Consider the following 17,380-nt stretch of genomic DNA (forward strand, 5'->3'; position numbering starts at 1 on the left):
TTATCTTCCTTGCCCTCATGGGCAAGGGAGCACAATCTGGTGCTTCTGCGATTTCACAGATATGAGAGATAACCGCAGTAACAGAATCAGCCCGAAAAGCAAAAATGCGATAGGCCTCACCTCCCCTAAGAACTAAGCGATGTCAACCTTCCTTGCTCTGATGGGCAAGTGAATCAACTACTCGGCTACCCCGATTGTTCCACAGATGCGTGAGAATAAGTGCCAGCAGCAAAATCAGAGTAAACCCTCCTAAAATCCAGAGGCTAGCCGCCACCGGCCATTCGCTCATGCTCCAGCCAATAACATATTGAAGCACCGATCCGCCAATTCCGCCTGACGCAATCAGAATGCTGGTCGTCCGTTCGGTCATTCCTGGAATCATTACGTTGGCGTAGACAAGCGCGATACAGAAGAGGCCAGACATGAATATGCCTGCACCAAAAATGAGAAGGTATGTAACCCATTGGCTGGATATAAACACCATGGCAACCAGAAAACAGAAAGTTCCAATTGCACTCCATAACAGATAAGGAATATATCCTGCTGATTCTGCAATCTTTCCTGAGAACATACGACCAATGATCATTGCAATCCAAAGCACGCTGACACCTAGCGAGGCAACAGATCCCTGAAGTTGTAGCGTTTCTGTCAGAATAGAAGGTAGGAAGTTCATGAGCCCCAGTTCAAGACCCATATAAACAAAGAAGAAAATAATGAAGATTCCTAGCAATACACGGTGCTGTCCTGAGTAACGAGCTTGTTCAACTGAACGCTCAGTAGTGCGGATGTCTGCTTGTGTGAGGTGAGTGGAGGCTGAAACAGGCATGGTAAGCCAAAATAGCAACAGGATAAAAGTAAGAAAGGAGATGGTGTAAAAAGTTAGATTCCATATTCCAAACCAGATATATAGGCTAACGATGGCAGGCATAAGCAGTGCACCAAGTGCAAAATAGACATCCAGCTTGGACATGGCCACGGCTTTTTGCTCCTCCGTAAACTCAATTGTAAACGCTCCGATGGATGATTCAATAATGCCTGAGCCGAAGCCAATGCAGATTGCCATTACGATGACCCAATTCCATGAGGGCAGTACACCCAAGATAGTACATGCGATGACAATACTCCCCAAGGCAATAGCAAGCATGGACTTGCGGCCCATATGTAGAGCCATGAAGGGAGTGAGTAGAACGCCGACAAGAAAGCCGAAAAACTGCAAGAACAGCAGTAATCCACCATCGCTGTATCCCCGTCCATAGTGAGGCAGCAAAGTCGGCAGTAATGCCCCAAGCACGACGCTGGTGACGCCGATTAACAGATAGAAAGCACAACTTAAAGCAAAAAGTCTCTTCAAGGCCTGTCCCTCCATAAGGTCATATTTTTTTATATGAGCATTGTTTTTACTAGAATATACCATCACTCTGGAAATGTATATATATAATTCCACAGAAATTGTAAAAATAAATCGATAGACTCTTAATAATATGCGTCATGCTCCTTATCAACGTGATACACATCAGTTTTATCTTGAAGGCACTATATACTTTCGTACAATTGACTTTGATTTAGAGGTTGGTCCATCCTTCAGATGAACGGTTGATTAAAAACATTGGAGGGATCTTTCATACATTTGGCAGGAAAAGTTGCGGTCGTTATGAGAATTACAAATCCCCCTGACCAAAGTTTCGTAGCAGGGGGATTGCTTTAATATAAGTTCTAATTCATATACTTCTCTATCGTACTTCGGACTGCTCCGGGACCTGCCAGCATTTCATGAAACATGGCTTCAATCTTGTCGCCCAGACCAATCTCATATAATCGGACGCCGAACAGTTTTTCATCCTCAAGGAGGTAGCGAATTTCGGAGGTCTGATCGCCTAGCTTCGTACTCTGCAAATACCCCTGCAATGTATCCAGTAACGGGTCCGGACTGAGTGAGAAGGGAGCACCTTGATCATCAACCCCCAGCAAATAACGACACCAAATCGCAATGGACAAGGGAATAGCAGTCAAGTTGGCAGGATCAAGCCCTACTGTGCTAACATAAGACTTTATGGTTTCCCCAAAACGGATGCTCATCTTTTGAGAGGTATCTGTTGCAATCCGCTGTGGTGCATCCGGAATATAGGGATTGGCGAAGCGTTCCTGCAATACCTCGTCAATGAATGCTTTCGGTTGGATAATTCCGGGATCAACCACAACAGGCAAGCCTTCCTTGTAGCCGATGGTTTCCACCAGACGACGCAAGGTGTGATCCTTCATTTCATCTGCAATGAGTTGATACCCGAGTAGACACCCGGAGAGGGCCAGCGCTGTATGTAGCGGATTGAGACAGGTAGTCACTTTCATCTTCTCCACTTTGTCCACCGTATCCCGATCCGTGAAGATGATGCCAGCTTCCTCTAGGGCAGGTCTCCCGTTTGTAAACTTGTCTTCAATGACCAAATACTCGCTAACCTCAGCATTGACAAAGGGGGCCGTATACGTACGCCTGGTGGTAACGATCATCTCCATGTCGGCCAACCCCAGCTCCCGAAGAGCAGACTGTACCTGTAAGGAAGGGCGGGGGGTGATTTTATCAATCATAGTCAGCGGGAAGGTTATTTTCTCCTCATTCTGCAGATAGTCTACAAATCCTTTCTCTACCAGGCTTCTGCGTGTCCACTCCTTGGCGATAGTAATCATACTATCCTTTAACAGATCGCCGTTATGGGAGCAATTATCCATGCTTACAAAGGTCATTGGAAGCTGTCCCTTCAGGTAACGCTGATAGACAAGCGAAGTAGCTATGCTCATCACATGCACCGGCTGTTCAGGACCATTCGCTAAATCCCTCTCTACAACAGCCAGATACTTACCGTCGGGCCCGGTGAGGACGTATCCTTTTTCCGTGACAGTGAAGCTGGCCATTTGCAGAGTCGGATTTTCAAATATTTCAATCAGACGGAGGTAATCGTCTGGACGATTCTGCTCTGCTGCGAGACCTTCAACGATGCTTGCGACCACACTCTTGCAAAATCTTCCGTCTGCACTCATCGACACCAGTAGGGTTAGATTGTCGTAAGGCTTATAGGCTTTGTCGATCATTTCAAAATCAAAGGCTTCGGCCGCAATTATACCTGTATCCGCTTTCAAACTATTCAGCAGCTGTTGCTGTGCATTGGCTACGAACCCCCGAAAAATATTGCCTGCGCCGAAATGCACCCATTGCGGTCTAACTCGGGTATTATGGGCTACAAGCTCCAAATCATATTTTGGCAGTTCAATACCTGCTGCTTCCCAGGCCGTCCTGTCTAAAAGGCTTTTCCGGTTAAGCTGGAGCATCTAATTCACTCCCTTGTTGTTTTGAGCCAGACTATCCCAGACACCCAGCAAGTACATAACTCCCAGTGCACGGTCATACAAACCGTAGCCTGGCCGACAATTCTTTTCTTCTCCCCATAGATGTCTGCCATGGTCTGGGCGCACATATCCCTGATAGCCGTTCTCGTAATAAGCTCTAACTACTTCCGGTACATCGACGCTTCCGTCCTTTCCACGGTGTGATACTTCAATAAAGTCGCCATTTTCGAACACCTTAACATTACGAATATGCGCAAAATGAATACGATCATGGAACTCCCGAATCATAGCTGGCAAATCATTCTCAAGATTAGTCCCCAGTGAGCCTGTGCAGAAGGTTAGACCATTATATGGACTGTTCACTGCATCCAGGATACGCCGGATGGTCTCACGACTCCGAACAATTCTCGGTAACCCGAAGATGGGCCATGCCGGATCATCAGGATGAATGGCCATCTTGATGTCAACCTCCTCGCAGACGGGGATAATGCGCTCAAGAAAATACTTTAGATTGTCAAACAGCTTGTCTTCAGTGACTTCCGCATAAGCAGCAAACAATTCATCTAGTCTCGCCAACCGCTCCGGTTCCCAGCCTGGCATCGTGAACTTCCCTGCTCCCTTGAGAATCCGATCCACCATTTGGCGGGGATTATCGGTAATGGCAGCCTTTTCATAAAACAGAGCGTTAGATCCATCAGGTAGTTCTTTATACAACTCTGTTCTGGTCCAGTCAAAGATAGGCATAAAGTTATAGCAAATCACCTTGACTCCCACCTTGGCTAATTTGCGAATGGTGTCAATATAAATGTCAATGTATTGATCGCGGGATGGGAGGCCGATTTTGATATCATCGTGGACATTTACACTTTCTACGACCGCCGTACTAAAGCCCTTGCTTGTGATCTGCTCAGCTACCTTCTCAATTCGTTCCATTTCCCATACTTCACCAGCTACCTTATCATGTAAAGACCAGACAATACCCATAACTCCCGGAATTTGCCGGATATGATCCAGTGTAATATTGTCGTTGCCTTCTCCATACCATCTCCAGGTCATGTTCATAAAGATACCCTCCCTGATTTTATTGGTGATCTTGTATACAAGATCGGTTTGATCATAAAGTACAAAGTTTGCCCTTGTCAATGACAATTTTAGAGGGGTTCAACACATCAAAATGTTTTATAATAAGTCTAGATTTATAAAGTGAAGGCAGGAATGATATGTTTACAAAGGAAGAAATCAAGCAGCTTTTGAAAAATGATATTTTGTCGATGATCTTAAAGCCTGGTACTCTGCTCAGCGAGACGACCTTGTCAGAACGCTTCCAGTTGTCCAGAACTCCGCTGCGCGATGTATTGAAGCAGCTTGCACTGGAATCTTATATTGATATTTATCCCAAAAAGGGGAACATTGTCTCTTATATCGATCTGGAGTCCGTAGAACAAATGAGCTACTTGAGAAGCGCAGTGGAAAAAGAGATTATGAAGGAGCTTTCTACGCAATTTGCATTAAGCGATATACAGAAGCTGAGCGAAATTCTGGACAGACAGAGGGCTGTCATTGATGAAGATCATGCTACGGATCAATTTCTCATTTTGGACGATCAGTTCCACCAAACTATGTTCCAATTGGTAGGCCGAGAATTTCTTTGGCAGCTAATTCAGCAATCAAATGTTCACTATATCAGATATCGCAAGCTGCATATGCTGCAAGCAGGGAAGCTGATGGAAATCTGGCATGAGCACCAAACCATGCTTGAATATATGTTGAATCAGGAAACAAGCAAAATGGATGATCTGGTTCACCATCATCTCAGAAAGGATATACATTCTCTCGAATTCCTCCGGCAGTTCGCTGACTATATCAAGAAATAATGCTGGTGTGTGTTATTCATTTTTTGCTTATGAGTTTAGTTGTTTACCGTCAAGTGGTGGTTGGAATTGAAGGATTTTCATAGGAATTCGAGATCTTGTATACAAGATAGGGCGTTGTTGACACACTAAGCCCCTTGCCGCTTCGCAATTGTAAAATAGAAGGGCAAGGGCTGGAAAATGAAGATTCTATACCCCCGAATAGGCCATGAAACCACCATCGATAGGAATGACTGCACCTGTCACAAAACCGGAAGCGGTTTCATCGACCAGCCAAAGCAGCGTTCCGAGGAGGTCTTCAGGTTCACCGAAACGGCGCATCGGGGTGTGGGCAATAATCTTGGCCGAGCGCTCGGTAAGCGAGCCGTCCTCGTTGGTGAGCAATTGTCGGTTCTGCTCTGTCAGGAAAAATCCGGGGGCAATGGCATTCACCCGAATGCCGGATTCGGCTAGATGTACGGACAGCCACTGGGTGAAGTTGTTGATGGCGGCTTTGGCAGCGCTGTAGGCGGGAACCTTGGTCATCGGGCTGGGAGCGCTCATGGAGGATATGTTAAGGACCACAGCGCCGGGTCGCCCGATCATGCTTTTGGAAAAAATCTGTGTTGGGATTAAAGTCCCGATAAAATTTAAATCAAGTACATTGCGGAAGCCAGGCACACTGAGATCGAAAAAGGTAGTGATTCCCGGCTGGTTCAGATCTTCAGGATGAAACGTCTCCTGACTCGTATTCGCACTGGGGTGGTTGCCGCCTGCTCCATTGATTAGAATATCGCACGACCGAGCAGGCGGCGGACCGTCTCCTCAGCCTGCTTCACGCTTTCGACATCGGTCACATCGCAGGCAACCGCGATGGATTCTCCGCCGCTTTCACAAATTTCCTTTGCAATCAATTCGCCCTTATCAGCAGTACGGTTCAAAATGGCGACCTTGGCACCCTGGCGGGCAAGCTCCTTGGCCATGGAGCTGCACAACACGCCGGAACCGCCGGTTACCACAACTGTTTTTCCGGACAAAGCCGGATGCAGGGGAAGACTAGTCAATTTACATTCCTCTTTTCGTTGGAAGATAAGCCCGTATTACGCTTATTCGCGTCCCACAAGCTGTCATGAATTTTAGTCTAAAACGATAACAGATGATCTTATCTAGCTTTCTTTCTAAATTCGCTAGGTGTCATGAATATCGTTTGTTTAAAGATCTTACAAAAATACATGGACGAGTTGAAGCCACATTCGTTACCAATCTCGAGTATCGTTAACTTTGTATTGATCAGCAAGTTGCAAGCATGTTGAATCTTAATGTTATTTAAATATTGAATAACCGTAAGTCCCGTGACTTCTTTAAAACGATGACACAAATAATATTTGGACATGTAAAACGACTTTGCGATTTCTTCGATTTTGGTGATTTTGTTATAGTTTTGGTTGATATACGACAGAATAGGTCCAAAGTTAGCGTACTTGGAAGACTGCTGCTCCACGGTTTGGGAATCCTTATTATTATTTAATAGTGATAACAGTTCAGCTAAAAGTATAAAAATACGATCACTCTCACCCGAGACGTTTTCTTTCTCCAGAGATTTCAATAGCCTTTTCACTTTCGCAAACACTTCTTGGTTCAAAGAGATGATGATTTTTGTGTTAAAGCAGCCTAATAAAGATTTTATCGCCCGCTCCGTAAAATATAATCGCAAGAAACGCTCCGTGAAATAGACACATGTTCTGGCACAGCCTTGATTTTGGTAGCTTCTATGGAACAAATTTGGTTTGAACAGTGCAACATCATGCAGCTCAATGTCATAGATGGAGTCCTGGATCAAAATCTGATGGTACCCTTTTTCTAGAAAATAAAGTTCATATGCATCGTGATAATGAAAATTGGTCATGTTGTGGTCTGCATCATGGACGACATACTCGATTGAAAATAGGGGATGCATATGACTTACATCAGCAATCATCGCTCAACCTCCATCCTATAGCAATATAATATAACAAATCGATAATTAGGCAACATATTAAAAGATTATTGCTTGGTATTCAGGTATAGTTTAGCTACCAGATTTTCTTCCGAATGGACCACATGAGGAGGTTAGACACTTGAAATCACACCAAGGAACCCAGAATGAATTTGAACTGTTGAAAAGAAATCACACGGTGCCTGTTTTTGTTTCCGAAACGGAAAACAGCGCGGTGCATCTTGCCTTTTGCAATCTTATGCGAGATATTGATTGGGTTTGCGGTTGTAAGCTATTGCGAGCAAAAGAAATGGATCAAAGCAGCATCGTGATCGGCACGATCACAGACAATGAGCCGTTACTCGCTTATCTGCAAGAAAAAGGGGTATCGCTGAAAAAACTAGCGCTGGAGGATGGCTCATATCGGTGGGAAGCGTTTCTTCAGGAAGTCATTGACGGTGTCTTATATATCATAGGAACCGACAGGCGCGGTACCATCTTCGGAATCTATGACTTGTGCGAGGCAATGGGTGTGTCTCCGTGGTATTACTGGGCGGATGTACCGGTGAAAACCTACGATGTACTTTGTCTGCCTTTGGACTACTCCAAAGCAGATTGGCCAGCGGTTCAGTACCGGGGAATTTTCCTGAATGATGAGGAAGAGCTTGATGACTGGGCCAAGATTCATACGCAAGATGGCACCATCGGGCCTGCCGCGTATCAATCCATTTTCGAACTTTTACTTCGACTGAAGGCCAATTTCATCTGGCCTGCCATGCATGTGAATTATTTTAATGAGAATCCCGAAAATGGAGCACTCGCTGAAAAAATGGGGATTGTTGTAGGCACGTCGCATTGCGATATGTTGCTTCGCAGCAACCAGAATGAATGGGAGCCATGGCTTGCAGCCAAGGGTTATGACGACGCCTCATACGATTATTCCATCGAAGGCCGAAATCGCGAGATTCTACAGGAGTATTGGCGGGAAAGTGTCGAGAAGAATAAAAATTACGAAGTGTGTTATACGGTTGGCATGCGTGGAATCCATGATTCGGGATTTTATACGCAGGCCATTGAAGAGGACAATTCCATGACTAGGGAAGAACGGGCAGAAGCCAAGTGTTCTCTGCTAGGAAAGGTCATACAAGATCAAAAGCAAATTCTCAAGGACGTGATCGGCGAATCAAAAGAAAATGCTTCATTACAGACATTTATCCCGTACAAAGAAGTACTAGAGCTATATGACCGAGGTCTTGATATACCTGAATGTGTGACTCTTATTTGGGCAAACGATAACTTTGGGCATATGCGCCGATACCCGAATGAGAAGGAACGTCAACGCAGTGGAGGCAACGGTTTGTATTATCACAATTCTTACTGGGCAGCTCCAGGAACGTCGATGAGCTATCTCTTTATCAATTCAATTCCATTGGCCCATACAGGGAATGAATTGAAAAAATCGTATGAATCGGGAATTCGAAAATTGTGGATTCTGAATGTTGGCGGGTTGAAGCCCCTTGAACAGGATATGGAATTCTTTTTGCGATCTGGCTGGGAAGCCGGCAAAGAGGAAGGAATGACCAAGAATGCATCCCAATTCGTCGAATCTTGGATAAACGCCAATTTTTCCGGCAACCACGGACCTGAAGCTGCGGAATTATATGAAACATTTGCACAGGTCACTAATGTACGAAAGATCGAACATATGCAATCCAATGTGTTTTCACAAACTGTATTAGGTGATGAAGCAGGGCGCAGATTAATGCGGCTGGAGGATATTTTTCGTCGAGGCAATGCCATAATGTACAGCCTTCCGGTCCAGGAGCGGGCTGCATTTTTCCAGATGTTTCTCATGAAAATTCACGCGTCATATTATACCAACCATGAGTTTTATTTTGCCGACAGAAGTACGCTTTCTTACGAGCGCGGAAACATGCAGGCTGCTGACCAATATGTGGAGCTTTCGATAAAAATGGCGGACTACAAACGAAGAATGCTTCATTTCTATAATGCAAAAATGAGTGAAGGCAAGTGGAATGGAGTCCTCACACCGGAAAGCTTTCCACCACCGCCTACCGTCTTGTATCCTGCGCGAAAGCCCGCATTGAAAATTGCTCAGGGTGGCATGAGAATCGACCTTTGGAATGAAGAAACCACACTGCGCTTTTCCATCCATGGTCAAAAACAAAAATGGTTTGAGATTGGAAACCAGGGGAACGGGACTATTCCATTCACGATTGAGGTAATGGAAGGCGAAGATTGGATCATTCTTTCCGAAAGTGAAGGATTGATCCAAACGGAGAAAAGAATTCTTGTCTCGATCATTGATCCGCATCAGCATGCTGGAAAGACTGGACAACTGACCGTCCGAAACCATAAAGATATGACTTCTGTTCCAATAAAGGTGCAAGTTGAGGAAGGTGTAAATGTTCCTGAAACGTTTTACGGACATATAGAGGCAGACGGGTATGTGTCTATCCCAGCAGCCTCCTACGACCATAATGTTCCCGGTGCAGATTCGACAGATAAGTCTGGTTGGGTAGTCATACCGGGGATGGGAAGATATGAAGGAGCCGCGATGATGGCCTGGAACGGTGAACTACGACCCCTTGGAGGAGAGCTTAAGAATCATCCATATTTAGGATACGATATTTTTTTGAAAGAGGCTGGGCAGTTTACCTTAGAGATTCACCGTTTTCTTACTTTAAATTCGACAGGCAACATTCGTTTCGGTATCGGAGTCGATGATATAGCACCTATTCTGGTAGAATCAGAGACTCGTGACGAGTGGCTGGGCACCTGGCAGGAATCCGTTTTTAATAACGGTGAGAAGATAAGAGTGGAGCTGCCCTACCTAGCTTCCGGTATACATGCCTTAAGAATTTATATGGTAGATCCTTATGTCACGATTAACAAGTTAGTGATATATACGAATGAGCAAAAAACGTGCAATTTAGGACCGATTGCCAGTCAGCATTATCATAGGTTGGTTACCGATCACGGTCTGGAAAGTCCTACTGTGAATTGGAATGAAATCGAACAATTATGTAATCAATTTTACGAAACTGGAGAGCATGAAGTACCTCTCCCCGTCGTTCTTTATGCCACAAGAGATTTTTACGCTACCATTGATGAGATCTTCTTGAAATGTTTTGATGTTCCGCAGACCATGTTGGGGGACAAACGCTATGTGGACATCTGTGATGCTGACGGTACAAAGGATATTATAAAAGAATTTGGTGCGGGTATGTTTATCGAATCAAACAGCATCGTTGCGATCGAAGCCGAATATGCATTGGAAAACTCTAAAAATGCGTATCTCACGTCCAGTAAAGACGGTAATGCTATTGATTGGAGCCACGTACAGGCCGAAACCAATGGAAGAACAGGTTTCGCCATGCATGTCTCTGAGCCTGGAAGGCAGTGGGAGAACCCGGAGATTGCTCCAGGGATGCATTACAAAATAAACATCACGAATTCAGGTAATTACCATATTTGGATTTTGGTTCGACATCATAACGGCCAATCCGATTCATGCTACTTATCGCTGGACGGCGTAGTGAGACCTTTATCCGAACAACTGGGCCAGGGCACACTGCATACGTATAACACAGCTCAAGTGTACTATTGGTGTTTACTGTCGGATTTGGAATTGACCCGTGGTGATCATCTGTTTTCGATCTTAGCTCGAAAGTCGCAACTCAGAGTCGACCGGATATATATGACACAAGGGAACGAATTACCGCCTGTGGATGCACTCTGGACGGATTCGATAAGAAAACAGCCCTAAGTTAAAGTAGCGCCTCCATGCTGAAAGAGCGGAATTTAGATACATGTTGAGATTCCGCTCTTTTTTCGATAATAAAAGAAACAATTCATTCCTGAAGATTGTTTAATATGAGTTTCAAGTATTCTCTAGCTGATGGATTCAATGGTTGTAAGGGTAAAGGAAGACTGGGACTTGAGATCAAGCCACTTATTTCTGCTGCTGCTGAAACAACACGAAGGCTACCATATTGATGAAATAACGTCCAAATAGGTTCAAGTAGTGCCGAGAGTCGTTCTGCTTCGTCAGCAAAACCGTCCTGGGCCAATCGGGTCATATTTAGACACGCTTTTGGGAACAATCCGCCAAGAACTGAGAACCATGCTTCACAACCTGCATTCAAGCCGGTGACTGCAAATGAATCTCCACTTACTCCTATAGTTACGTGGGGAGGAATCGACCCTCGTAGTTTTTTGATGCGTGTCTTGGCTGCTTCGGGATCAGTAGGTACTCCGGGAATCTTAATCGAACCAACATTAGGTAACTCAGCAATTCGGCCGTGCAATTCATCACTGAAATGAAAATGGGAGGTACCCGGATTATCATAGACACAAAGTGGAATGGAGAGTGAACTGGTTACCTGTTCATAAAGTGAAAATACTTCTTCATTCGTTAGTGCTTGATAGGAGATGGGGGCTAGCAGCACTGCACTTGCTCCTGCTCTTTGTGCATCTTCCGCTAATCGAAGTACTTCTAAGGTACGAATCGCACTTATACTTGTCATCACGGGAATCCCCTCGGCTGAGTGGACAGCAAGTTGAAGAACACGTAAACGTTCTTCTCGATTAAGATATGCATAATTTCCAGTTGATCCTAATGTACCAATTGAGTCTACACCAGCTGCAACTAATCGTTGAATCAGCGTCACAAATGCTTTTTCGTCAATGCCTGTCTCATTAACCGGTGTGAGTGGAAAAGCAGATAATCCGTGGAACATAAAGTTACACTCCTTTATGAATTGACCTTCAAAATACAAACACATTATAAAAATGAATAAGACGCAATTAAAGTACCAATTAAGAAACAAATAACTGTACCAATTCTTCTAGAGAACTTAAAATTGAAAATAAAGATTCTGTATCGAAATTAATGTAATGATATTACGCCTTCAGATCAGGTTAGTTGAATTAGAAAGACAAAAAGCATTCTATATTGAATGCTTTTTGTCTTTATCATGATTTGGTGATGTACCAGAGTGTGTTAAGATGCGATCTAATACTTTTCCAGTGAGGGGCATGAAATAATTGAGTATTAGCCCCCCTAGACCAACAGTTAACAAAGTTCCGATGCCAATGGGTCCATTTAAAATTAACGCTATGACCAAGAATATGAGGTAAATGAATGTTCTTGAAAAAAATAGATTTGTTCTAGTTAATTCCTGTACGATTATTGTTAATCGGTCAACTGGAATGGGCGCAAAGTTTGTCTGTAAATATGTTGCAGTTCCTAATCCAACAACAATTAAACCAATTCCAAAACAAACAACTTTGCTGTACCATAGTTCAGGCGTTAACACATCCTGCAATAAAAAAAGCCACATATCAATACCAATCCCCGTTATAAATGCTGTTAACAACCCCAAAACTTCTGGTCTTTGTCTATTTAAAAGTGAATTACAACAGATCAAAATCAAAGCCATTATGATTTCCCAACTTCCTACAGTAAGCCCCACATTTGTGGATAGTCCTACCAAAAGCGCATCAAAAGGTGATGTCCCAAGGTCTGATTGTATAGTGAAAGAAATACCAAGGGATAATATAAAAATACCTATTACAAAAAAAACATATTTCACTTTACTCGACCTCTTTAATATAATTTTATATTGCAAATGCAACAAAGTTAGGGTAGATTAAATATATACCATGTTTATTGCATTTGCAACAAAATAGGGGCAAAGGAGTTCATTATGAAGGAAGTACTTCGTGAAATTGGGATGATAGCCAGAGCATTAGATTCGATAAGTAATATTGAATTTAAAGAATATGACCTTACAAAAGGACAGTATTTATACCTTGTACGAATATGTGAAAACCCAGGAATCATTCAAGAAAAGTTAGCTGAGATGATAAAAGTAGATCGAACAACCGCATCTCGCGCTATCCAAAAACTTGTAATTAATGGGTTTATTGAAAAGAAAGAGGATCAGCATAACAAAAAAATTAATAAACTCTTTCCAACAGAAAAAGGGAACAATGTCTATCCTTTCATAAAAAGAGAACATGATTATTCGGATAATGTTGCCTTAGCGGGATTTTCGGAAAGTGAAGTAAACACTATTTTTAATCTACTTCAAAGAGTAAGAAAAAATATAAGCGATGAATGGGAATTTGTGAAAAAAGGGAACAAAAGAATTTACTAATTGATTTATATGAAGGAGCATAAATTTATAATGAATGCGAAAATTATCAAATGCAGCCGTGCAGATTTACAAACACTCCAAGAAATAAGCATTGAAACATTCAACGATACTTTTAAAGAACAAAATTCACCTGAAAATATGCAAGCCTATCTGGAAAGAGCATTTAACTCGAAACAGTTAGAGAAGGAATTGTCCAATGTCTCTTCAGAATTCTTTTTCGTCTATTTTAATGAAGAACTTGCTGGATTTTTAAAAGTAAATATAAATGATGCCCAATCCGAAAAAATGGGTGATGAGTCACTCGAAGTTGAGAGGATTTATATCAAAAACAAACTTCAAAAATATGGGCTTGGTAAATATCTGTTAAATAAAGCTATGGAAATTGCACTGGGACATAATAAAAAGAAGGTCTGGCTCGGGGTATGGGAAAAAAATGAAAATGCCATTGCTTTTTATAAGAAAATGGGGTTTGTTCAAACGGGTGCACACTCTTTTTATATGGGGGCTGAAGAACAAATTGATTTCATAATGACCAAATCAATGATACTGTAATTGAATTTAAAAATGTTTTCTAGGGTTCCGCGATGTCATATCGGCTGGTCCGAGAGAAAACTCACAGTCGTTGCACTGTGTCACGGAAGGATAAAAGCCTGGGAGAAAAACTGCTGTATGCAGTATGATCTCAGGCTTTTTTTAATTGCTGCTTAGATCCATATTACATTTGCAGCGTTATCAAAAAGGAGGAAGTACAAAATGAACAAGACATGGTTATCTGTTGTAATTGCGGCATTATTTGAAGTTGCATGGGTTATCGGGCTGAAACATTCCAGTGGATGGTTAGAGTGGGGAGGGACTTTGGTTGCTATTTTTGTAAGTTTCATACTCATGATTTGGACTAAAGCTTGTAGGCTGAACAATGATGGGATTTGAAGACAAACTCCCTATACTGGGAAAGCAGCTAGGGAGTTTGCTAATTTATGTTCTATGATGTCCTTCGTCATTGGGGTAATGTGACAGATTTGATTTGAGCAGAGGTATTTCCGTAAATATCCTTCGCCAGCACAAGAATATGCAGTGTATCGGCTTGGGAGGCACCACTCTGTTTATATATAGCAGTTGGAAGTGTTGCTGACCAATTAGCTTTATCTTCTGTAATAGCGACACGCATGCCATTGACATAAACTTTGAGCTGAGCGATTTCACTTTGATCTGTGACTGAACCTTTCAAAGCGAGAATATCGCCCTTGAGCGAAGCATTCAACTTAAGTGCAGGAGCTTCTGTTTCCTTGCGTTTAGAGGGTGGGAGAGCAGTTTGTGGGTTATAGGAAAAGGTTTCATCCTCAAGCGCTGGCGTGCGTGTTGCAATAGGACGGTTTTTGGTTGCTTGCTCATAGGAATAAGCGTATCGAAGCAGGTCGTTATCGCTATATGCGGCACCTGCCATCGTCAGGTTGACGGGCATACCGGTATCTTTCATAGCACCCATACTCACAGACACACTCGGGATTCCGTACTCGCGTAGAAGGAAATTCGTATTGGAGAAATAGTTGCCATTCTCCCAAGCCTCCTCATAGGATGTTTCATTTACATCGGAGTCCGCTTTGCCGATATTCGAATTGGCCGGGAAAACTATAAAATCAAGGTTATTTTGCTTCATCCAATTTTCAAAATCAATTTTTCGTACATTTTCAAGCCCCCGCAGCCCTTCTTGAAACTGAGGAATTTGTTCGTAAGGGGTGACGCCTTTCTTTATGGTGTCAATGAATACGTCATAGTGACCAAGGTCTCTGCCACGTTTGGCATCAACCGAACCGGGCGGATTTGGAAAGACGGTTGCAGGGTCGATATTAGCCCATGAGGGGAAATTCGGATCGCCCACACTTTTAAGGAATTCCTCAGCTACATAAGGATTAAGCAGTCCGAATTCCTTTTCAGCCCACTTTGCCGGCATCAAACCGCGTTCTTCAGGTGTTTTCGCTGTAGGTCGGTCCTTCTCGCTGTTCACTTGCAAAGGGAAGTCAACTTCCACAACTTCAGCTCCAAGAGCAGTTAAATCCTTTACAGCTTTTTCCCATAATGCCTGTATTGAAGGTCTGAATTTAATCGGAGTTGTGGTTTCAGGGTCCTTACCGATATAGATTTTCGGAACACCAATACGTTTGCCTTTCAAAGCTTGCGTATCTCGCAACTCCAGATAGGAATTGGGACGGACACTGTTGACAGAAGGGAGCCGAACGGCTTTCTGTTCTCGCCAAAAATCGCCCTTGGTGATCTTATCCTCAACAACAATCACGTCAAGCAGGCGGAGCATGTCCTCGATAGTTCTCGTATGTGGAACGACGACATCCCGTATAGGGAAGAGCGGCCAATTCCCCCGAATGGAGATTAGGCCCCGCGATGGGGTGTAGGCAATTAAACCATTGTTCGATGCTGGTGATCTTCCAGAGGATACCGTTTCTTCCCCCATACCGAAGGCAGCGAGGTTGGCGGCTGTTGACACGCCAGATCCGTTAGAGGAGCCAGAGTACCAGGCTGCAGCCAAATAATCTGGATTGTACGGACTTTCGGCACGACCATAAACGCCTCTTTGCATTCCACCAGCTGCCATTGGCGGCATATTGGTTTTGCCAATGAGCACCCCACCGGATTTGCGTATCTTCTCTACTGTAAAGGCATCATCTTTTGCCATCAGGTTTTTGAAAGCCGGAGATCCAGAAGCAACAGTGAGTCCCTTAACCTTGTAACTGTCTTTAACCGTGTAGGGGATGCCTTGCAGAGGCCCGGTATTAATCCCCTGTGCCCTTTGCTGATCAGCCTGAGCGGCTTCTTTTAGTACGTCAGGATTCAGAACAGGGATGGAATTCAGCTGAATGCCACTAGAATCATAGGCATATACCCGGTTAAGGTACATGGCTGTGAGCTCGACACTCGATAGTGCTCCTGACTTCATCGCGTCCTGCATCTGAGCAATCGTAGCCTCTTGCAATTGAAATGTAACCAGGGAGGAGGTAGGTTCACTAGTTTTACTTGAGGATGAGAGTGAGGGTGAAGGAGCGGCGGATGCAAGCGAGCATCCCGTGAGAGTTACAATCATACCAGCTGCGATCCATTTGTAATAGCTACCGATTACATTCCTTGTACTTGCTTTTAACGTTCGTGCGCGCATAGCATTTTCACTCCTTAAAATAAGATAGGTAGGATCAAGAATTTGAATAGAGGGGAATGAGGAAAGGACTCTTTTTTGTATAAATCTTTCTATTTATACTACTTATTTTCATTAGAAGTGTCAATTTTTGTAATGTTGGGAGCCAGAAAGTACAGCTAATAAGTTGCATTACAATCCTTGATACGTAAAGATACTTTCATGACTGATATATTTTGGTTCCAATCAAGTAATCTATGAGAACAAATTAATATGAAGAATAAACAACTCAGTAATCAGATTTCTACAGGAGGCGGGTCAGTATATTAAATAAAAGATAAATTGAAAGAGATCCACTATGAAGCGTTAAAAGAAAAAAGACAACTTAATTACGCCAGTTTTTCACAATTATAATCGGTAACCCTAGAGGGCAATAATACCAGTTATCCAACAAATGGTAGTCATTTTGATTTTCGATAAAATCGCTATCCGTTTCACGGATCGACTTTATGACAAGTTCAGAGAAAGCTTTCACTGTTGGAGATAGCCACTTTTTCTTTTTAATCAGCGTATGGGAGTATATAGGATCGAACTTTTCGGAATAATTTACAATTTAAGTTTTCCTCTATTTACGTTTCTTTAACTGTAATATAAGGCAAAAAAGAAAATCCAAGCCCACTCATAACGGTGTGTGTAATCGCCTCTACACTCCATAACTCCATGGTTTGAAAATGAAACTGGAAATGAAAATGAAGAAAAATGTTAAGCAAAAAGACCTATTTTTCAAGATATTACTATTATCAAACATTGAAGTGCCGATAAACATAATAGCGCAGAAAAAACAGGTATATATACCAACTCAAAGGAGAATTACATAAAGGAGGGATCG

At 43.1% G+C, this 17,380-nt stretch carries 12 protein-coding genes, 2 pseudogenes and 1 riboswitch; of the genes and pseudogenes, 5 read left to right on the forward strand and 9 right to left on the reverse strand.

Features of this window, described 5'->3' with window-relative positions; genetic code table 11:
* Positions 1 to 142 precede the first annotated feature (142 nt).
* From ACU1JV_RS26380 to uxuA, 3 genes are all read right to left on the reverse strand, one after another.
* Complete coding sequence (locus ACU1JV_RS26380; RefSeq protein ID WP_025678347.1) at positions 143 to 1,351, reverse strand: MFS transporter; 1,209 nt, start codon at positions 1,349 to 1,351, stop codon at positions 143 to 145.
* A gap of 362 nt (positions 1,352 to 1,713) precedes the next feature.
* Positions 1,714 to 3,321 carry a mannitol dehydrogenase family protein gene (locus ACU1JV_RS26385; protein ID WP_058712355.1) on the reverse strand — a complete coding sequence of 536 codons (1,608 nt, stop codon included), beginning with the start codon at positions 3,319 to 3,321 and terminating at the stop codon, positions 1,714 to 1,716.
* Positions 3,322 to 4,401: a mannonate dehydratase gene (uxuA, locus tag ACU1JV_RS26390; RefSeq protein WP_040101342.1), complete on the reverse strand. Its 1,080-nt coding sequence runs from the start codon at positions 4,399 to 4,401 to the stop codon at positions 3,322 to 3,324.
* Positions 4,402 to 4,559: 158 nt separating this feature from the next.
* Between uxuA and ACU1JV_RS26395 the strand changes: the two genes are divergently transcribed.
* Positions 4,560 to 5,213, forward strand: a complete 654-nt coding sequence (locus ACU1JV_RS26395) for a GntR family transcriptional regulator (RefSeq protein ID WP_058831429.1) — start codon at positions 4,560 to 4,562, stop codon at positions 5,211 to 5,213.
* 186 nt (positions 5,214 to 5,399) lie between these two features.
* Here ACU1JV_RS26395 and ACU1JV_RS26400 read toward each other — a convergent pair.
* A pseudogene (locus ACU1JV_RS26400) lies at positions 5,400 to 6,253 on the reverse strand (SDR family oxidoreductase).
* 98 nt (positions 6,254 to 6,351) lie between these two features.
* The gene (locus ACU1JV_RS26405) at positions 6,352 to 7,167 is read right to left on the reverse strand and encodes an AraC family transcriptional regulator (protein ID WP_413986144.1); all 816 of its coding nucleotides are present in this window, start codon (positions 7,165 to 7,167) and stop codon (positions 6,352 to 6,354) included.
* 139 nt (positions 7,168 to 7,306) lie between these two features.
* On the opposite strand from ACU1JV_RS26405, the gene ACU1JV_RS26410 reads away from it, so the two are divergent.
* Positions 7,307 to 10,954: a glycosyl hydrolase 115 family protein gene (locus tag ACU1JV_RS26410; protein ID WP_413986145.1), complete on the forward strand. Its 3,648-nt coding sequence runs from the start codon at positions 7,307 to 7,309 to the stop codon at positions 10,952 to 10,954.
* Between the two features lie 85 nt (positions 10,955 to 11,039).
* Here the strand turns inward: ACU1JV_RS26410 and ACU1JV_RS26415 are convergent, their stop codons facing one another.
* Both ACU1JV_RS26415 and ACU1JV_RS26420 read right to left on the reverse strand, forming a co-directional pair.
* Entirely contained in the window at positions 11,040 to 11,927 is an 888-nt protein-coding gene (locus tag ACU1JV_RS26415) for a dihydrodipicolinate synthase family protein (protein WP_090739207.1), read from the reverse strand.
* A 210-nt stretch (positions 11,928 to 12,137) separates the two neighbouring features.
* A complete protein-coding gene (locus tag ACU1JV_RS26420; RefSeq protein ID WP_346835727.1) occupies positions 12,138 to 12,782 on the reverse strand; it encodes a YczE/YyaS/YitT family protein in 645 nt (214 codons plus the stop codon).
* 114 nt (positions 12,783 to 12,896) lie between these two features.
* On the opposite strand from ACU1JV_RS26420, the gene ACU1JV_RS26425 reads away from it, so the two are divergent.
* The 3 genes from ACU1JV_RS26425 (at position 12,897) to ACU1JV_RS26435 (ending at position 14,279) form a co-directional block, all read left to right on the forward strand.
* Complete coding sequence (locus ACU1JV_RS26425) at positions 12,897 to 13,349, forward strand: MarR family winged helix-turn-helix transcriptional regulator (protein WP_013371169.1); 453 nt, start codon at positions 12,897 to 12,899, stop codon at positions 13,347 to 13,349.
* Positions 13,350 to 13,379: 30 nt separating this feature from the next.
* On the forward strand, positions 13,380 to 13,901 hold the full coding sequence (locus ACU1JV_RS26430) for a GNAT family N-acetyltransferase (RefSeq protein ID WP_413986146.1): 522 nt from the start codon (positions 13,380 to 13,382) through the stop codon (positions 13,899 to 13,901).
* Positions 13,902 to 13,909: 8 nt separating this feature from the next.
* Positions 13,910 to 14,008: riboswitch (guanidine-I (ykkC/yxkD leader) on the forward strand.
* 94 nt (positions 14,009 to 14,102) lie between these two features.
* A complete protein-coding gene (locus ACU1JV_RS26435) occupies positions 14,103 to 14,279 on the forward strand; it encodes an SMR family transporter (RefSeq protein ID WP_274597500.1) in 177 nt (58 codons plus the stop codon).
* A 67-nt stretch (positions 14,280 to 14,346) separates the two neighbouring features.
* Here the strand turns inward: ACU1JV_RS26435 and ACU1JV_RS26440 are convergent, their stop codons facing one another.
* Both ACU1JV_RS26440 and ACU1JV_RS26445 read right to left on the reverse strand, forming a co-directional pair.
* Positions 14,347 to 16,515: an amidase gene (locus ACU1JV_RS26440; protein WP_413986147.1), complete on the reverse strand. Its 2,169-nt coding sequence runs from the start codon at positions 16,513 to 16,515 to the stop codon at positions 14,347 to 14,349.
* Between the two features lie 469 nt (positions 16,516 to 16,984).
* Positions 16,985 to 17,225: pseudogene (locus ACU1JV_RS26445) on the reverse strand (LysR substrate-binding domain-containing protein); the annotation flags it as partial.
* Positions 17,226 to 17,380 lie beyond the last annotated feature (155 nt).

It is taken from the genome of Paenibacillus sp. T2-29 (assembly GCF_052921365.1).

What these genes read in the sequence shown, in the direction of transcription:
- ACU1JV_RS26385 (WP_058712355.1), bottom strand. Translation starts at nt 3,321, where the DNA reads ATGCTCCAGCTTAACCGGAAAAGCCTTTTAGACAGGACGGCCTGGGAA.
- uxuA (WP_040101342.1), bottom strand. Translation starts at nt 4,401, where the DNA reads ATGAACATGACCTGGAGATGGTATGGAGAAGGCAACGACAATATTACA.
- ACU1JV_RS26395 (WP_058831429.1), top strand. Translation starts at nt 4,560, where the DNA reads ATGTTTACAAAGGAAGAAATCAAGCAGCTTTTGAAAAATGATATTTTG.
- ACU1JV_RS26405 (WP_413986144.1), bottom strand. Translation starts at nt 7,167, where the DNA reads ATGATTGCTGATGTAAGTCATATGCATCCCCTATTTTCAATCGAGTAT.
- ACU1JV_RS26415 (WP_090739207.1), bottom strand. Translation starts at nt 11,927, where the DNA reads ATGTTCCACGGATTATCTGCTTTTCCACTCACACCGGTTAATGAGACA.
- ACU1JV_RS26425 (WP_013371169.1), top strand. Translation starts at nt 12,897, where the DNA reads ATGAAGGAAGTACTTCGTGAAATTGGGATGATAGCCAGAGCATTAGAT.
- ACU1JV_RS26430 (WP_413986146.1), top strand. Translation starts at nt 13,380, where the DNA reads ATGAATGCGAAAATTATCAAATGCAGCCGTGCAGATTTACAAACACTC.
- ACU1JV_RS26435 (WP_274597500.1), top strand. Translation starts at nt 14,103, where the DNA reads ATGAACAAGACATGGTTATCTGTTGTAATTGCGGCATTATTTGAAGTT.
- ACU1JV_RS26440 (WP_413986147.1), bottom strand. Translation starts at nt 16,515, where the DNA reads ATGCGCGCACGAACGTTAAAAGCAAGTACAAGGAATGTAATCGGTAGC.